The 16248-nt window shown below is 47.7% G+C and carries 14 protein-coding genes; 5 read left to right on the top strand and 9 right to left on the bottom strand.

Translation table 11 applies throughout. The features are described from left to right. Nucleotides 1-756 precede the first annotated feature (756 nt). Both BEL05_RS16235 and BEL05_RS16240 read right to left on the bottom strand, forming a co-directional pair. Nucleotides 757-1647, bottom strand: a complete 891-nt coding sequence (locus BEL05_RS16235) for a hypothetical protein (protein ID WP_069671811.1) — start codon at nt 1645-1647, stop codon at nt 757-759. Between the two features lie 981 nt (nt 1648-2628). After that, entirely contained in the window at nt 2629-3513 is an 885-nt protein-coding gene (locus tag BEL05_RS16240) for a tetratricopeptide repeat protein (RefSeq protein ID WP_069671812.1), read from the bottom strand. A 323-nt stretch (nt 3514-3836) separates the two neighbouring features. Between BEL05_RS16240 and BEL05_RS16245 the strand changes: the two genes are divergently transcribed. Continuing rightward, nucleotides 3837-5072 carry a DEAD/DEAH box helicase gene (locus BEL05_RS16245; protein ID WP_069671813.1) on the top strand — a complete coding sequence of 412 codons (1236 nt, stop codon included), beginning with the start codon at nt 3837-3839 and terminating at the stop codon, nt 5070-5072. A gap of 154 nt (nt 5073-5226) precedes the next feature. Here BEL05_RS16245 and pepA read toward each other — a convergent pair whose 3' ends face one another. Next, a complete protein-coding gene (gene pepA, locus BEL05_RS16250) occupies nt 5227-6735 on the bottom strand; it encodes a leucyl aminopeptidase (RefSeq protein ID WP_028762331.1) in 1509 nt (502 codons plus the stop codon). Nucleotides 6736-6956: 221 nt separating this feature from the next. Between pepA and lptF the strand changes: the two genes are divergently transcribed. After that, entirely contained in the window at nt 6957-8069 is a 1113-nt protein-coding gene (lptF, locus tag BEL05_RS16255; RefSeq protein WP_069671814.1) for an LPS export ABC transporter permease LptF, read from the top strand. Further along, nucleotides 8066-9124, top strand: a complete 1059-nt coding sequence (gene lptG, locus BEL05_RS16260; RefSeq protein WP_028762329.1) for an LPS export ABC transporter permease LptG — start codon at nt 8066-8068, stop codon at nt 9122-9124. Before lptF ends, lptG begins: the two co-directional genes overlap by 4 nt. 139 nt (nt 9125-9263) lie before the next feature. Here the strand turns inward: lptG and BEL05_RS16265 are convergent, their stop codons facing one another. The 3 genes from BEL05_RS16265 to BEL05_RS16275 are packed head-to-tail and all read right to left on the bottom strand — an operon-like array spanning nt 9264 to nt 10611. Beyond that, the gene (locus BEL05_RS16265) at nt 9264-9773 is read right to left on the bottom strand and encodes an RDD family protein (protein ID WP_069671815.1); all 510 of its coding nucleotides are present in this window, start codon (nt 9771-9773) and stop codon (nt 9264-9266) included. Between the two features lie 57 nt (nt 9774-9830). Further along, nucleotides 9831-10082, bottom strand: a complete 252-nt coding sequence (locus tag BEL05_RS16270; protein WP_028762327.1) for a DUF2960 domain-containing protein — start codon at nt 10080-10082, stop codon at nt 9831-9833. Between the two features lie 43 nt (nt 10083-10125). Continuing rightward, entirely contained in the window at nt 10126-10611 is a 486-nt protein-coding gene (locus BEL05_RS16275) for a GNAT family N-acetyltransferase (protein ID WP_069671816.1), read from the bottom strand. Between the two features lie 212 nt (nt 10612-10823). Here BEL05_RS16275 and BEL05_RS16280 point away from each other — a divergent pair, with 212 nt between their 5' ends. Both BEL05_RS16280 and BEL05_RS16285 read left to right on the top strand, forming a co-directional pair. Next, a complete protein-coding gene (locus tag BEL05_RS16280; protein WP_069671817.1) occupies nt 10824-11450 on the top strand; it encodes an OB-fold-containig protein in 627 nt (208 codons plus the stop codon). Between the two features lie 114 nt (nt 11451-11564). Further along, nucleotides 11565-13337 carry a flotillin family protein gene (locus BEL05_RS16285; protein WP_069671818.1) on the top strand — a complete coding sequence of 591 codons (1773 nt, stop codon included), beginning with the start codon at nt 11565-11567 and terminating at the stop codon, nt 13335-13337. A 70-nt stretch (nt 13338-13407) separates the two neighbouring features. Here the strand turns inward: BEL05_RS16285 and BEL05_RS16290 are convergent, their stop codons facing one another. The 3 genes from BEL05_RS16290 to BEL05_RS16300 form a co-directional block, all read right to left on the bottom strand. Beyond that, entirely contained in the window at nt 13408-14886 is a 1479-nt protein-coding gene (locus BEL05_RS16290) for a carboxypeptidase M32 (RefSeq protein WP_069671819.1), read from the bottom strand. 34 nt (nt 14887-14920) lie between these two features. Next, entirely contained in the window at nt 14921-15553 is a 633-nt protein-coding gene (locus BEL05_RS16295) for a DUF2913 family protein (RefSeq protein WP_069671820.1), read from the bottom strand. Between the two features lie 65 nt (nt 15554-15618). Further along, nucleotides 15619-16248: a peroxiredoxin-like family protein gene (locus BEL05_RS16300; protein ID WP_069671821.1), complete on the bottom strand. Its 630-nt coding sequence runs from the start codon at nt 16246-16248 to the stop codon at nt 15619-15621.

Consider the following 16248-nt stretch of genomic DNA (forward strand, 5'->3'; position numbering starts at 1 on the left):
GTTAAACCATAGGGGGAGGGGATTTGTCGAATAACAAATTGGGTAATATTGGGGTTTTGTAGGCCAAGGCCTTTTGGGAGGTTTAGCTAGCCAACTGTTGCGTTAGCCTTCATTGTTATCAATCGCCTGTCCGGCGGGGAATGTGCAGATACTTCTGCTCCACGCCTTAAATCCGTCCGTGGAGGCTCGACGATGGCATCCCTGCCATCAACGTCCGCAGCCGCATCTGCACAGGGTTATTAGCTCTCTTCGATTTAACCCTGTGGGAAGTTTTGGCGGCTTTGTTATTGATTTAGTGTGTTTGAAGGTCGTACCTTCACTGTTATCTATCACCTGCGGTGGGCTTATGTGCAAACACATTTGTGACACGCTACGAGCACTTCCCTGTGAGCTCTACCTCGGCATCCATGCCTCGGAAGGTCAAAAATGTGTTTACACTGGATTATCTGTCTCTTCGATTTAACCTTATGGGATCACAAGTAAAGGCGCTTAGCGTAGATCTAAAACACCAGGAATACAGCAAGCGCTGAGCAATGAGTGTCTGAAGAAAGCAGGATTATATTCACTGAGAGATGGATGGATCGCAGTTCATTTAGAACACCTAATCAGAAAATGAATTAGGTGTTCTAAATGAACCGCCCTCGGCTCTGGCATCCTGCTTCGCCCTACCTCCTAAATCCATTTAGTCGTGTGCGGAGCCGCATGCAGGGTGGCGTGGAGGCTGGAGGCTAGATACCTCTGGCTACCCGATTAGCATTATGACTTAGCCAATACTTGCTTGTATTCATCAAACATTTTTTTAAAAGCAAATGCAGGTTCTGGGTTACTAAACATATAAACCTCATTAATTCCCGATTTAGAAATAAAATGAAGCTCTCCATACTGAACTACTGGTATTTGATAATTATCAGCAAAGCGTTTATCCCTATCACCATTTTTATTTGCCTTAGCCCATGTGTGATCTACAACCTCAGTATCTGTTGGTACACTCTCACTCTCAATAAAACTTACTAGGGTGTAATGAATATCAATGTCTAATATATCAATTAATGCAAAGTCATTGTTATGTTCAACAAATATGAACTGTGGAAAAATATTTAGATCACCACCATTAGCATTTTCAAAATAAAGAGCTTTATAATCACATAAAATTTTTGAGTTATCCGATCTTTTAAGAGCAACAGATTTACGCTCGATTGAATTATTTGCAGTGGTTCTCTCTATTACTCTATCAATTCTCTGTGATGTTGTTACATCCCATACTTTCTGCGTTGACATAATTTCTGAGAATTTATCATCAAGAGCTCCAAAAGCAGCCTCAAGCCGATCAGTTAATGATATATCTAAGCCAAGTTGATGTTTTTCGTATTCTGATTTCAGAGTATCTAGTTCTGCTTTAAAAATAAGAATATTTTTCTCTTTAAGTATTATTTTTTCTTTAAACAAAAATTTTATTGGTAACCAATTAATCCAATTAAGTTCCGATTCGGCAGATTTGAGAGCTTTAGTCGCCAAAGTTATTTTTGATCTTAGCTTATTTTTACCACTTTCAATGTTCTGTAACGTGGATTTTAGTTCATTTAAATTGCTAGAAGAAAGTTTACCAATAACTTTACTTTTGAAAAAAACTTTCTCAAAACTATTCATACAACTCCTTTAGAGTGACTATTCAAAAAAATGCTAACGCCTTGTTAGTGTTATTTGTAGTGATACCACCAATTACCATTATTTTCTCTATCAACTGTTTCTTGTGACTCAATATCAAATGTGACATTAGCTCTAGCTTGAATAGGCCAATTGAATTTCTCAAGAAGCGTTTTCATCGACGATAAGAATGAGCCTTTGGATATTAGTGAGACCTAGCAAGGTACGCTACCTTGTAAGGTAGGAGACCAAGCATGTAAATAAATGGGGGCAGAGTAAACTTTTAAGGGATTTGATTGGCGCATGGTGGTTGGCTTTTTCATTCCCTGAATGGCGTGGTCGATGTTTGAGTCGAGTTGGCCTAGCTCTGTCCTTGATTGGTGATACTTTAATCTATTTTATAGCGAGTATTCAACAAGCTGTGTCACATTTTATTGCAATTTTTTCAGTAAAAATAGTAGCTTGTATCGATGCCACTCAATGAAGCTAAATCGAAGAGAGTTAATAACCCAGTGTAGATGCGGCAGAGGGTATCGAAAACATGGATGTTTTCGTTAAGCGGCCATGGATGGCGTACAGCGTCCCGAAGCAGTATCTGCACATCCCCCGCCGGGCAGGCGATAAATTGCCACGAAGGTTCGACTTTCAAATCACCTGTAAATACAAATTAGGCCAAAGATTCCTTCTCAATCGCCCACAATAGAGTTAAATCGAAGAGACGTTAGATACTCAGTGTAAACACGGTTTTGGCCCTTGGCGACAGGATGTCGCCGTGGAGCCTCCATGGATGGAATCTCGGCGAGCCAAAAGAGTGTTTGCATATTCGTCGTTCCCTCACATCCCTGTGATCACGACATTGGTGCTTCCATGCACTGCACCCGCCCGACAGGCGTTAAGTAGCAATGAAGGTGCGACCTTCAAAATAGCCGCTTCCAAGCCAAATGTTAAAAATGACCAACCTTCATTCAAAGGTAACAGTCGATACTAGGACTCACTTGATGATATTAATACATCAAATTTAGGGTTATCTCTTAGGTTGGCAAAGTCGGCTTCGTTGGCGGCCACTTCCTTAAATGAAGCACTGTTTTCAATGGCTTGCTCTAAGTCTGATAGGGCGCGGTCTTCTTGTCTTAAGCAGGCAAATGCACAGGCGCGTTGGTACAGAGCATGGGCATTGGCACCATCGACCTCAAGTACGCGGTTACATAGGCTTAATGCCCAGTTGAACTCGCGCATCTCCATGGCGGCATCGGCTTTGTAGGTCACGGCTTCTAAATCACCAGGACGAATACTTAAGATCTCATTGTAGACAGAGATCTTCTGTTCAGGTGTTTGTGCACTCTGTGCATGCAGCCATAGAGTATGGATCTCGTTGATGATTTCGATTTCACGATTATTCTTAGTGATGATATGACTTTTGCGTTTAAGGTCGCGCTCAAGATCCTTAAACTTATTCTCATATTGTTCGGTGATTTTCTGTAGCTGTTCGGCGGCGAGTTTGGCGGTATTGGTCTTAATTTCTCGCAGTGATTGCCAGCCAATAAAGGCGATGAGTGAGGCGACACCAGCGATGATATAGAAGAAGTAGGTCACGGTGACGTTGGCGTAATTGAGTGATTTATCAGCCACCGCCAGTTCTCGGTCGGTAATATCTACCGTCATCCGGCGCTCTAAATCTTGCTGCTCCATTCTTAGGGCTTTGAGTTCATCCAAGATATAACGCTCAATCAGTGGTCTGTCTAATAGGTCTAGGTCTGAGTGAGCCACAACATCTGTTGTTGCTGTGGGCTGGGTGTCAACTGCAGCGACGAGTTGAGGAGCAAACGTGACCAGTAACAGGGCCAGTAGTGGCAAGATAAAACGCGGCATAGGGCATTCCTTTAATACAGCTTTGGGACAATCAAATTTAAATTAGGGCCACCCTAACAATTTAGCCCTCTAGATGCTAGCCAATGCGTCCATCTAGGGCGATTGAGATGCTATTAATTGATGGGCGGGGGAGCAAAAAGCAGATAGAAGCGCTTTTCTAACAGTTCTTTTCGCGATAAGCGTATTTGATAGCAGTTTTGATAGCAGTTTGGCATAGCCATCTTATATCCCAAAGGACGGGTGACAATGTCTGATCCGCCTAGCGACGTAATGTGTGGTTAACAGTGGTAAACTGCGTGTCTGTTTCTTTTAGTGTTTTCATCATGACGTTCGCTAACCTTAAGCTAACCGCCGCAATCATCGACAATTTGCCTCACGAACTCACCACCCCAACGCCGATACAGCAGTTGGCGGTGCCCGTTATTTTGGCCGGGCGCGATTTAATTGCGCTGGCCCAAACCGGCAGTGGCAAAACCTATGCCTTTGGCCTGCCACTGCTGCAAAACATCGACGTGTCAGCCGGTTATGTGCAAGGGGTGGTGATAGTGCCGACAAGGGAGTTGGCACAGCAAGTCGCCACAGCTTTGCAACCAGTGGCCCTAGGGCTTGGCATTAAGGTCAGCGTATTGTGCGGCGGCATTGATATTGAAGCGCAGCGCGCTGAATTAGTTACCTGTCCACAGCTGGTGGTAGCTACTCCCGGTCGGCTGCTAGCACTGTTGCAGCAACAAGCGTTGCAGCTTGAGGGGCTCAAGCAGTTAGTGCTGGATGAGGCCGACAGGCTGATGGAGATGGGCTTCTGGCCCGATGTTGAGCGCATGATGACCTATATGCCCGCGCGTCGCCAGACCTTGCTGTTTTCCGCTACTATGGCGGCCAATTTAACGGTGCAAACAGACAAACTGTTATTCCAGCCGCAACATATTAAGGTATTGCCTGAGCGCGCTGCTGCTAACGACGTCACTGAGCGCGTTTACTTAATCAATAAGGGGGATAAAGCTAGGGCCTTAATTGCCTTGTTGAATCAATCGTCATGGCCCCAGGTATTGGTGTTTGTTAATGGTCGTGATGACACTGACAAATTACTCAAAAAGCTGCTCAAAGCGGGAATCGATGCCACTGCATTGCACGGTGATAAAAATCAGCAAGCGCGCGAGCAAGCCTTGGCCGATTTTAAAGCGCAGCGGGTGCGGGTGTTAGTGACTACAGATCTCTTGTCTCGCGGCATTCATGTTGAGGCCTTACCTGTGGTGATAAATCTGGATCTGCCCACGAGTGCCCCAGTTTATGTGCACCGTATCGGACGCACTGCGCGCGCTGGCGAGTCGGGGTTAGCGATATCGTTAATTTGCCACAGTGAACAGAGTTATCTGGAGGCGATCGCCGCGCTAACACAGCGGGTATTAGTACCTGAGCCGTTAGCGGGGTTCATGGTGACCGATAAACCGGCCAGCGAGACGGCGACGCGTAAACGTGCCCCCAGAGATAAACAAGCCAATCGACGCAGCCTAAACAAGCAAAGTGCGAGAGACTTTGTTAAAAAAGCCGATAAACGCTAGGGCGGCGTTATCCCCATCAGTATAAAGGGGCGATTGCTCAGCGAGAATCGAACACTTCCTTATTGATGAGCATTGGGTTAAACCCAGTTTTCATTGGGCAATAAAAAAGGTGAAACATTACTGTTTCACCTTTCTTTATTTCGAACGCTATCGATTATTCGCCTTGCTCAACGCCTGCACGGTTGATCAGGAACTGAGTTAACAAAGGTACAGGGCGACCCGTAGAGCCTTTGTTGGCACCGCTGTTCCATGCACTACCGGCCACATCAATATGGGCCCAGTTGTACTTCTTGGTAAAGCGTGACAGGAAGCATGCCGCTGTGATCGCGCCTGCTGGGCGGCCACCTAGGTTAGTCATGTCTGCAAATGGGCTTTCAAGGTGCTCTTGATACTCATCCCATAATGGCAAACGCCATGCGCGGTCACCACTTTGCTCACCGGCATTAAGCAGCTCATGAGCCAATGGATTGTGTGATGAGAACAAGCCTGATGCATGTTTGCCTAGGGCAATAACACAAGCGCCAGTCAATGTTGCGGTATCGACGACCAGTTCAGGGTCGAAACGCTCAACATAGGTCAACACGTCACACAGTACCAAACGGCCCTCTGCATCGGTATTCAATACTTCAACAGTTTGACCCGACATAGTGGTTAAGATGTCACCTGGACGGTACGCATTGCTTGACGGCATGTTTTCACAACCAGCAAGAATACCCACTACGTTGATAGGCAGCTTAAGCTCACACAGTGCTTTCATGGCACCGATAACACCTGCCGCACCACCCATGTCGTACTTCATCTCATCCATGCCTTCGCCTGGCTTAAGTGAGATACCACCTGAGTCAAAAGTAAGGCCTTTACCCACTAATACAATCGGCTTTTCAGTGCTGTCGACTGCGCCCTTGTACTCCATCACTGTCATGATGGATTCGTTGTCACTGCCACGGCCCACAGCAAGGTAGGAGTTCATGCCTAACTTAGCCATCTGCTCTTCGCCAACCGTTGATACCGTTAGGGTCTCATGAGTCTCGGCGATTTGGCGTGCCTGTGACGCCAAATAGGCTGGATTACAGATGTTTGGTGGCATGTTAGCCACGTCACGACATAGGTGCATACCTGAAGAGACGGCCATGCCATGCTCAATCGCACGTTCGCCAACCGTTAGCTCGCGACGTGTCGGTACGTTAAACACCAACTTGCGCAATGGGCGACGAGTTTCGCCTTTGCGGGTCTTTAATGCATCAAAGCTGTAAAGACTGTTTTGTGTGGATTCGACCGCTTCACGTACTTTCCAGTAGGTATCGCGTCCTTTGACATGTAACTCAGTTAAGAAGCATACCGCTTCCATAGAACCGGTTTCATTCAAAGTGTTGATGGTTTTAGTAATGATTTGCTTGTATTGGCGCTCGTCTAGCTCGCGCTCTTTTCCACAACCTACAAGCAGGACGCGTTCACTAAGGACGTTTGGTACATGATGCAAAAGCAGCATCTGACCCGGTTTTCCTTCTAAGTCGCCGCGGCGAAGTAGGTTGCTAATGTAGCCGTCACTGATTTTATCCAGTTGCTCAGCAATACCAGAGAGGCGTCTAGGTTCATAGACACCAACGACAATACAGGCCGAACGTTGCTTTTCCGGACTGCCGCTCTTAACGCTAAACTCCATGAGCTCTCCTAGATTCTTAAAGACAAATTTTATTATTTATTAGATAATGTCTGCTTGTGTCCAAAACGGACCTAAAAATTGGTACACCAATGTTAATTTTTCAGGTGTTTTTCTACCATTTTTAGTTAATGGCTGGTCACAAAACTACCAAAAGTAGACAGTCTACATGAAAAGTAGGCTGACACCAGCATAAATATAAGTTTAGGGACTGGATCCTGCCTGTGATTGTATTTAGATACTTGATTCGAGAAGTTTTAAAAGCGCAAATGGCGGTGCTTTTAGTACTTTTAGCTATTTTTATTAGCCAACATTTTGTTCGTGTGCTCGCTGACGCATCAGACGGTGAGTTTCCCGCTTCTCTTGTGATGACACTGCTGGGGCTTAATTTGCCCTATCTGGCTGTGTTAGTGGTACCGCTCAGTCTTTTTCTCGGCATTTTGGTGGCTCATGGCCGCATGTATGCAGAAAGCGAGATGGTGGTGCTGCATGGCGTGGGCGTTAGCGAGTGGTATATCACGCGCGTCACCCTGCTTATCGCGATCGCTAACATGATCTTTACTGGCTTCTTGTCGATATACGTCACTCCCTGGGCGGAGGAGACGCAAAATCGTGTGCTTGAAAATGCACAATCAGAGGCGGGGATCGCTGCATTAACCCAAGGTCGATTCCAAACCAGCCCCAATGGACGTGCGGTACTCTTTGTTGAGCGCATTGGTCGTGACAATCAATTAGATAAAGTGTTTGTGGCCCAGCTGCCAGACCCTGACGATGATGCCGGACAGGCCAACATCGTTGTGGCGAAAGGGGGCAGTGTGGTTGAAGATGATACCGGTGCTCAGCGTTTGCAACTTAACGAGGGAACCCAGTACCAAAGCACGCCTAATCAATTGGACTATCAAGTGGTGGAGTTTGCAGGCTACCAGATGGAGATTAAAGAGCAGGAGGTCGATGAGCGTCGCCGTAAATTGTCCGCGCTGCCAATTGAGCAGCTGATGGACACGGAAGGCCCTGGGGCTGTTGCAGAGTTTCATTGGCGTTTGGCTATCCCGTTAGCAATACCTTTCATGACCTTGATTGCGGTGCCGATGGCCAGAGTCAATGTGCGCCAAGGTAAGTTTGCTAAAATGTTCCCAGCAATTTTACTCTATCTAGGTTATTTCGGTTTGATGATTGCAGGGCGTAAAGCCCTCGAAGATGAGGTGATACCCGCATACTTAGGCATGTGGTGGATCCATCTCTCCGCTCTATTCTTAGGCATACTGCTGCTCGGTAAAGAGCGCCCCGCAGGCGCTAAACTGACCGGCTTTTTTAAGCGTAAGAAGGTAGCGGCATGAGAATTTTAGATTTCTATATTGCTAGAGTTTTGGTTAGCACCTCAGCGCTTTGCTTACTGGTGCTGACCGGATTGTCGGGCATCATCAAATGGGTGGATCAACTACGCTTAGTTGGCCGCGGCACCTATAGTATGGTGGATGCGGGGATCTATGTGCTGTTTCTTATTCCGCGTGATATTGAGATGTTTTTCCCCATGGCTGTGCTGCTAGGTGCCTTGATTGGTATGGGCATGTTGGCCTCTAATTCTGAACTGGTGGTGATGCAGTCGTCCGGTTTATCTCGCTTGCAAATTACTCTGTCTGCCATGAAAACCGCTGTGCCCTTGATGTTAATCGTCATGGCGTTAGGCGAGTGGGGCGCTCCAGTTGCCGAACGTCATGCCAAAGAGTTACAAGCGGTGAAACTGTCTGGTGGTAGTCTGTTTAAGTCAAGCCGTGGTATTTGGGCTAAAGATGGCGATCTGTTTGTCAATATTGGCGAAGTGGTGGATATCAATAGCCTCAATAATGTCACCCTGTATGAGTTTGACGCTGATTTAAAGTTAATCGGGACTGTTGAAGCAAAACGTGGTGTCTATGCCAAAGATCATTGGCGCTTACTCGATGTTAGACAGACCAAGATTGAAGCGCAGCGGGTGACATTGACGGATTTAACTCTGTTCCGCTGGGAGTCAACGTTAACGCCAGATAAGCTCAGTGTGGTGTCGGTTAAGCCCGAAGCCTTGTCGATTGAGGGCTTGGTTGACTACTTAGAGTACCTTAAGGTGAACAATCAAGATTCTGGTCGTTATGAGCTTGCGCTGTGGCGTAAGATTATGCAGCCCGTGACAGTGGCAGTTATGATGTTAGTGGCCTTGTCATTTGTGTTTGGCCCGCTGCGAACTGTCACCATGGGCGCTCGGGTATTACTGGGCGTTGTTGCGGGCTTCAGTTTCTATATCTGCAACGAGATCTTCGGTCCTATGACCTTGGTGTATGGGCTACCGGCCGTGTTTGGAGCCATCATGCCCCCCATTATCTTCAGCGGTGCGGCGATATACTACATACGTAAGTAGAGGGTGAGCTGATAGGTGTGAGGCTTTAGGGCATCTAAACAGGTTGCTAGCACCTAGCACCTAGAATCTAGAATCTAGAATTAAAAAAGGACCATTCAATGGTCCTTTTTTGTTGGTGTTTGCCAGTATTGGAGGCGAATTATACGCCGCGCCAATTACGCATCTGGTTGGCTTCTTTAGACAACACCACCACTTCTGAGCGGGTCATCATATCTTGCAGTGCCAGTTTATCGCCATTGATTAATATCCACAGATTACCGATACCTAGCAATGACCAAACAAGGCGCGCGGCTGCGGTAATGATGCTTAAGCTTTGGCCATTAGGGTGTTGAATTTTCAAACGCCATGCGCGCATACCAAGGGTCTGTCCACCATAACTCCAAAACATCACGTAGAAGAGTCCAACACAGGCCGCAATCCAAAACTGGTAGATCCCTTTATATAGGGCAACGCCGTTAAGCAGATCGGAGACGTGTTCATGTCCGTGCATCGCAATCATGCCTGTTGAGGTGAGTGCAGTGAAAATACCAAAGCCGATGGCACCCGCTATCATGTAAACGGCTACCGCTAACAGTAGGTCGTAGACGATGGCGCCAAAACGGCGAAAAAAGCCTGCTCTAGGGAAGTTAGCATGTTCAAAGTTGGACATGGAGGTTCCTAAATCATGTGGTTAAGGGAGGGCGATTAACGCGCTATTTTAGCCAAGTTACTCTGGGGTTTCATCTCTAATAAAATGAATCTTGGTAAAACCGAAACGCTCAAACTCTTTGAGGCGATAATCTTTAACGGCTTGAGAGCCCTTTGAGGTCATGGCAACCTGTGCTTCCATTGCATGATAGCGGGTTAAGTCTACCCCCTCCGCGGCCGCTACGGCTTCATACATATCGTTGTATTTGTCATAGACAAAGTTGATCTCTTTGTACTGCTTTTTAAAGGTATAACCGACTCTACGGGCCATATTTATCTCTTAACTGTTTAATAATGAATGACTAAATTCTAGTTTACTCGGTAATCTGGTACACCATGTAACAGGCATCATGAGTATAACTATCGAGGGATTTGTCGATTATACGCGATTTAAACCCAAGACGTTGCCAATAACTGCTTGCGCCTTGCACGGCAACCAAAGAGAGGCTGGTAAACTGCATCAGTTTGGCTTGGATAAGCAGTTGGCTAAAGACTTGCTCGCCAGCGCCTTTTCCCCGCGATGCCGACGACAGTGCAATATCGTGCAGATAGAGGGTATCGGCATTGGTGGGCGGTGTCAGCTGTTGTGCTAACGCGGGTGGGCGGCCCAATAGCCAAGGGTGTGCCAAACAATAACCAAGGACAGTGTTATCGTCGACGATGACAAAGCATGATTGCGGCGACAGCTCAGCTTTACTTTTCAGTACCGCAAGAGATTCTGGTTCAATAGTGGGATAGCATTCATCTTGAATGGCCAATATTGCCCGCCAATCATTGTCTTGTATGGAACGAATTATCATCTTCTTGGGTTTCGCTGTGGTTAGTGAGGTGAGCGCTGTTAGGGATACTCTCATAGCGGCTTGGGCGAATCAAATATGCGGCCAACTTTGATTGTGAACTAATATAGTTTAACTATGATATTCAGTCTGTTATTCTGCAGCCTATTGGGCCAAATCCTGCCACCGAACGGTGAATTTTTTGGCTATATCGACTTCTCATGGAGAGAGATACGATGGATTTTTTACTCCTTTCTACTAATGTGCCTTTTACGGTTGCCATCGCCTTTGTGGCGTTACTGGGCGCGGTAGAAGCACTATCGATGCTGATTGGCCTGAGTTTATTAGGCTTACTCGATGACCTATCCCCTATCGATTATGACGCAGACCTAGATTCTGCTTCTGGGGTCACTGGCGTGGTGGGCTGGCTATGTTTAGACCGCTTGCCGTTACTCATCTGGCTAGTATTACTCTTAACCAGCTTTGCAGTGGCGGGTCTAAGCGTCAATTATATTGGTTTAGTGCTAGGCATGACGTTACCTATGCTAATAAGTGTGGCGTTGGCACTACTATTATCGGCTATCTCTTGCCGCACTCTGGGCCACGGTCTTGCCAAATTACTTCCCAAAAATGAATCGTCAGCGGTGTCAGTGGATGCGCTCATAGGCTCCGTTGGCGTGATCACCTTAGGTTGTGCGCGCCAAGGACTCCCCAGTGAGGCGGTGATTATCGATAGCTATCAGCAAAAACACTATGTACTTGTGGAACCAGAAGGGGCCAACGAGACATTCCCTAAAGGGACGCAAGTGGTGCTGCTTAATCGTATCGGCAAAGTCTGGTCCGCAGCACAACTGACTCAGTAACCAACTGACTCAGTAACCAACTGACTCAGTAACCAATAGATGCAGTAGACGCTATCTCAGTGGTGAGTAGCGTCATTTTTGATTTAACAATAATAGCTTTTTTAAGGAACAATTATGGATGAAATTCAAGGAATAGGTTCATCGCTAAGTGGCGGTTTTGTCTTCATTATTGCAGGGGCCGTGCTGCTTGGTTTGTTGGTGATCGGTTTGATTTTTGCCAAACTCTATCGCCGAGCCTCGAAAGAAACTGCCTTTGTTAGAACCGGCTTTGGTGGCGAGAAGATCATCAAAGATGGTGGCGCAATCGTCTTGCCTGTGTTGCATGAAACGATTGCCGTCAACATGAATACTTTGCGTATTGAAGTTGAGAAGATGCAAAAGGATGCTTTGATCACCAAAGATCGTATGCGTGTCGATGTGCGTGCCGATTTCTATTTGCGTGTGGCACCGAGTATCGAAGGGATCTCGATGGCGGCCCAAACCTTAGGTACGCGAACCACGCGCGTCGAAGAGGTGAAAAAGCTGATGGAATCTAAGTTTGTCGACGTGTTACGTGCCGTGGCTGCTGAGATGACCATGACAGAGATGCATGAACAGCGCTCTGACTTTGTGCAGCGAGTGCAAAATAACGTCGCTAATGATTTAGAAAAGAATGGTTTAGAACTCGAGTCTGTCTCCTTGACCGGTTTTGACCAAACAGACCTGCAGTTTTTCAATGAAAATAACGCTTTTGATGCTGAGGGCCGCGCCCGCCTAGCTAAAATTATCGAAGAGAAACGTAAAGAAACTAACGACATAGAGCAAGACAACCGGATTAAGATTGAGCAACGTAATCTTGAGGCGGAAAAAGAGTCGCTAGAGATCGAGAAAGCAGAACAAGAAGCTCGCTTGGCTCAGCAACAGGTGCTTGATTTCAAACGTGCCGAGCAAAAAGCCGAGATCCTCAAACAGCAAGAACAGAAGACACGCGAAGAACGCGAAGCTGAAATTGCGCGGGAACGTGCGGTTGAAACCGCCGAAATTGAAAAAACCAAAGATATCGAAACCCGCGAAATTGAGAAGCGTAAAGCCATTGAGCAATCACGTATTCAGCAGCAACGAGACATTGAGGTCTCAGAGCAAGAGAAGCAAATTGCGGTCGCAGAGAAGTCAGAAGAGGAGTCGGCCGCGCGCGCTAAAGCTGCCGGAGCCGAAAAGCTTAAAGTTGAAAAAGAAGAAGCGGTTATCACGGCTCGTCAAGTGGCCGAAGCGAATCGTCGTAAAGAGATTGAAGTGATCGATGCGCGTAAAGAGGCAGAACGTGATGCTGTGGGCGTGACAGTTGAAGCGGAAGCGGAGAAGCGTGCGGCTGAAGATAGAGCCAGCGCCATTTTAACCGAAGCCAAAGCCAGTGCCGATGCCAAAATATTGCAGGCGCAGGCTAATGAGAAAGTCTATGAAGTAGATGCTAAAGGTAAGCAAGCCTTACATGAGGCGGAAAACGTATTGAGCATAGAGCAGATAGAGCTACAAAAAGCCTTAGCCATGCTTAAAGCACTGCCGCAGATTATTGAGCAATCGGTTAAGCCGCTTGAAAATATCGAAGGCATTAAGATTCTTCAAGGATATGGCACTGGCGGTAACACCTTAGCGACAGGTGAAGGAACGACTGCTCAAGGTGGCATGGCCGAGCAGGTAACGAGCGCAGCGCTTAACTATCGAGCCAACGCACCATTGGTGGATGCCATGCTTAAAGAGCTTGGCTTAGTGGATGCAGAAAAAGGCGGTTTAAACGATCTGTTAAGCGGTAATCATCTGTTGGCTGACGGTAACTTTGCTGTGAGTGATGTAGCTAAGGCGGCGACCAAAGGGCTCAATGGTCAGGGCACCAGTGAGGCTGACGCCTAAGGTCAAGCTACTTCGCGTCAATCATTGAAAAAAGCACCCATTCGGGTGCTTTTTTGTTTGTGGTTTAGGGCTATAAATAACGATTGAAGAGGTGACGCTTAAAGTGCTGCGGATTGAGAGATTCGCCCGTTGCGGCAGTAATGAGTTCATTGGTGGTCAATAGTGAGCCTTTGCTCCAGATATTGTGTTGTAACCACTCAAAAACGCGATTAAGTTTACCGTCACTCACAAGTTGGTCGATATTGCCTAGTTGCGCTTCAATGGCACCTCTGAGCTGTGCAGCATACATGGCGCCCAAGGTATAGCTGGGGAAATAACCTAATTCACCCACGGGCCAGTGAATATCCTGCATACAGCCGTTGCGGTCGTTATCTTTAGTGGATAATCCCAGTAGAGATTGCATGGCGTTGTCCCAAAAATCTGGCAGGTCGGCGACAGATAAACTGCCATCGATCAGGGCTTTTTCAGCATCAAAACGCAGCATAATATGGCACGGGTAGGTGACCTCATCGGCGTCAACGCGGATTAAACCGGGCGTGACTTGTGTGGTGAGGTGCTCAAGTTGGGTTGCAGTAAACTGAGTCCCTAGGTGTTGATTGACCTTGGCGGTGAGTGGCGACAGCAGGCCTTTACCTCTTGCCAGTTGCATTTCAAAGAACAGGCTTTGGCTTTCATGTATCGCCATTGAACGCGCTTGACCTGCTGGTTGGCCGCGCCACTCGAGCGGTAAGCCTTGCTCATAACGGGCATGACCCGTTTCGTGGATAGTGCTAAAGAGTGCGCTGAGAAAGTCTTGCTCCTCATAGCGGGTGGTGATGCGCTGATCGCCAGGCACGCCGCCAGAGAAAGGGTGGCTGCTGACATCGAGCCTGCCTTGATTAAAGTCAAAGCCGAGCAGAGACATGACGTCTAGACTCAGTGCTTGTTGCTTATCAACCGAGCTGGCAGGGATGGTAAGGTGAGGTCGGCTAGCTTGGTGTTGCTGCACCTGCTTGATGAGATCTGGCAGCCAAGTTTTGACCTCATTAAATACCTGCTCAATTTGGCAAGCTTGGGTGCCGGGCTCAAACTTGTTTAACAGTGCATCATAAGGGGACAGCCCTTGCGCCTCGCCTAAAATCTGTGCCTCTTCTCTGACTAAGTCGATAACCGCAGTCAGGTTGGGCGCAAAGCCTTGCCAGTCATTATTTTTACGTTGGTCGCGCCAAGCATGTTCGCACTGGTAGGTGAGTTGAGTTTTCGCCTGTACCAAGGCGCTGGGCAGGGCGTTGGCTTGTAACGTTTGATAGCGCATCTCAGTCAAGTTAGCGCGCTGGGACGGGCTGAGCGGCTCACTGTCAGCACAGTCTAACAACTCAAGCAGCAGTGGCGCGGTTTTCAGCTGATGAATATGCACGGCCAGCTCTGCCATCGCTTCGGCACGTCCATGACTGCCACCCATGGGCATCATGGTCGCTTGGTCCCAATCTCCCAACGCTTGCAGGTGCTGAAAGTGATAAATACGCTGAAACTCTTGGCTTAGCGCTTGGTAGTGCTTAGGTGTCGTCATGGCGGGCCGCTGCTCTATGTTAAGTTGAAATGATTTAGGCAACCAATAGCGCTAGGCTAGGTTGTTGATTATTGGGATAGAGTTTGTAAGCCTTATGATGCTTGATAAGGCTAGCTTTCTTATTTCCTGGGCTCAGTAGCAACTGATGCTCTGCCGCCAGTTGTGCCAGCAGTTGCTCGTCACCGCGCACATAGAGGGTGACGGGTTTAAGTAGTTGTCCTTGGCTGATGTGCTGCTCATATTGTTCAACAGAGATGATTAAGCTGTTGCGGCCATCGCTATCGAGTTTCAGCTTAGTGGTGACTTCGCAATCGACAATCACTAACCACTGCTCCTCATCGAGACTATCGAGCATGGCCTGCAGTGAGGCCCCGATATCACTATTATCGATAGCGGCTAGATATTGCTGCTCAATACGGGAGAGTAGGTTAGGCAGTTGTGCTCCCGCCCCCATGCTGCGTCCATCGCGGATCCAGTTGTTAAGGTCCTCGGCGACGAGCTTAGAGAAACGACGCTCTTTTAGCGCTTGCACCATCCAGCTGCATAGGAAGTGGCTTTCGGCTGCTGGGGTATTAATGGCATTACTGCTGCTTTCTCTTTGCGCAAGGGCAGCGAGTCCAGCCTGTGCTAGGGCCAAAATGGCTTGGTTATAGGTTTGCTCTGTCATGGTTTCTCCGAGCAGAATAGGTGGCGATTTGCCCGGAGAGTATATCCTAAATGCGCTAAGAAACCCTAGGGTTGCGGCACTAAACTGGCGGCCGTTAAGATAAGTTTTGGCGCGGCGCGCACCTTGTAGTTAGGGTTTACATATTGAAAATGGATCAGCCCTGAGGCATCGGTGATATAGATGGCTGGCACAGGTAATACCAAGCGCATATCGCCATCTGGTGTGGGACGCAGTAAGTTATCCAGTTTCATTTTACTCATGTAGCGCTCAGTGATGCGGGCACTGCTGTAGTAACCTAAACCAAACGCTTGCATCGCTTGTAGCTCGGTGTCGGAGAGCAAGGTGTAGGGCAAGGATTGACTGAGCATTGAGGCGTTGAGTTTTTCAGGGCTATCCGGTGAGATACCAATTAACTGAAACCCCATCTCAATCAGCTTAGGTTCTATCGCTTTGAGCTGCCCCATTTGGCTATTACAGAACGGGCACCAGCCACCGCGGTAAAAGAATATGACGCTGGGTTTGCCGGCGAGAAAGGTGTTCAAGTCGACAACTTTGCCCGCTAACGTTTTGACTAATGCCGGGGGGATCGTTTGCCCGTTCATTAATGGCGCAACTGAGAGTTCATCCAGGGCGAGTGGCTTGGCAAGGGCGGGCAGGGCCAATAGCAGCATGAGGGCAGCGACAAGGGATTTCAT

It is taken from the genome of Shewanella colwelliana, from assembly GCF_001735525.1.
Taxonomy (GTDB): Bacteria; Pseudomonadota; Gammaproteobacteria; order Enterobacterales; family Shewanellaceae; genus Shewanella; species Shewanella colwelliana.

Bases quoted from the DNA above. Each gene is read 5' to 3' on its own strand.
- pepA (WP_028762331.1), bottom strand. From the start codon at position 6,735: ATGGAGTTTAGCGTTAAGAGCGGCAGTCCGGAAAAGCAACGTTCGGCC.
- BEL05_RS16290 (WP_069671819.1), bottom strand. From the start codon at position 14,886: ATGACGACACCTAAGCACTACCAAGCGCTAAGCCAAGAGTTTCAGCGT.
- BEL05_RS16245 (WP_069671813.1), top strand. From the start codon at position 3,837: ATGACGTTCGCTAACCTTAAGCTAACCGCCGCAATCATCGACAATTTG.
- BEL05_RS16285 (WP_069671818.1), top strand. From the start codon at position 11,565: ATGGATGAAATTCAAGGAATAGGTTCATCGCTAAGTGGCGGTTTTGTC.
- BEL05_RS16300 (WP_069671821.1), bottom strand. From the start codon at position 16,248: ATGAAATCCCTTGTCGCTGCCCTCATGCTGCTATTGGCCCTGCCCGCC.
- BEL05_RS16235 (WP_069671811.1), bottom strand. From the start codon at position 1,647: ATGAATAGTTTTGAGAAAGTTTTTTTCAAAAGTAAAGTTATTGGTAAA.
- BEL05_RS16265 (WP_069671815.1), bottom strand. From the start codon at position 9,773: ATGTCCAACTTTGAACATGCTAACTTCCCTAGAGCAGGCTTTTTTCGC.
- BEL05_RS16240 (WP_069671812.1), bottom strand. From the start codon at position 3,513: ATGCCGCGTTTTATCTTGCCACTACTGGCCCTGTTACTGGTCACGTTT.
- BEL05_RS16295 (WP_069671820.1), bottom strand. From the start codon at position 15,553: ATGACAGAGCAAACCTATAACCAAGCCATTTTGGCCCTAGCACAGGCT.
- BEL05_RS16270 (WP_028762327.1), bottom strand. From the start codon at position 10,082: ATGGCCCGTAGAGTCGGTTATACCTTTAAAAAGCAGTACAAAGAGATC.
- BEL05_RS16275 (WP_069671816.1), bottom strand. From the start codon at position 10,611: ATGATAATTCGTTCCATACAAGACAATGATTGGCGGGCAATATTGGCC.
- lptG (WP_028762329.1), top strand. From the start codon at position 8,066: ATGAGAATTTTAGATTTCTATATTGCTAGAGTTTTGGTTAGCACCTCA.
- BEL05_RS16280 (WP_069671817.1), top strand. From the start codon at position 10,824: ATGGATTTTTTACTCCTTTCTACTAATGTGCCTTTTACGGTTGCCATC.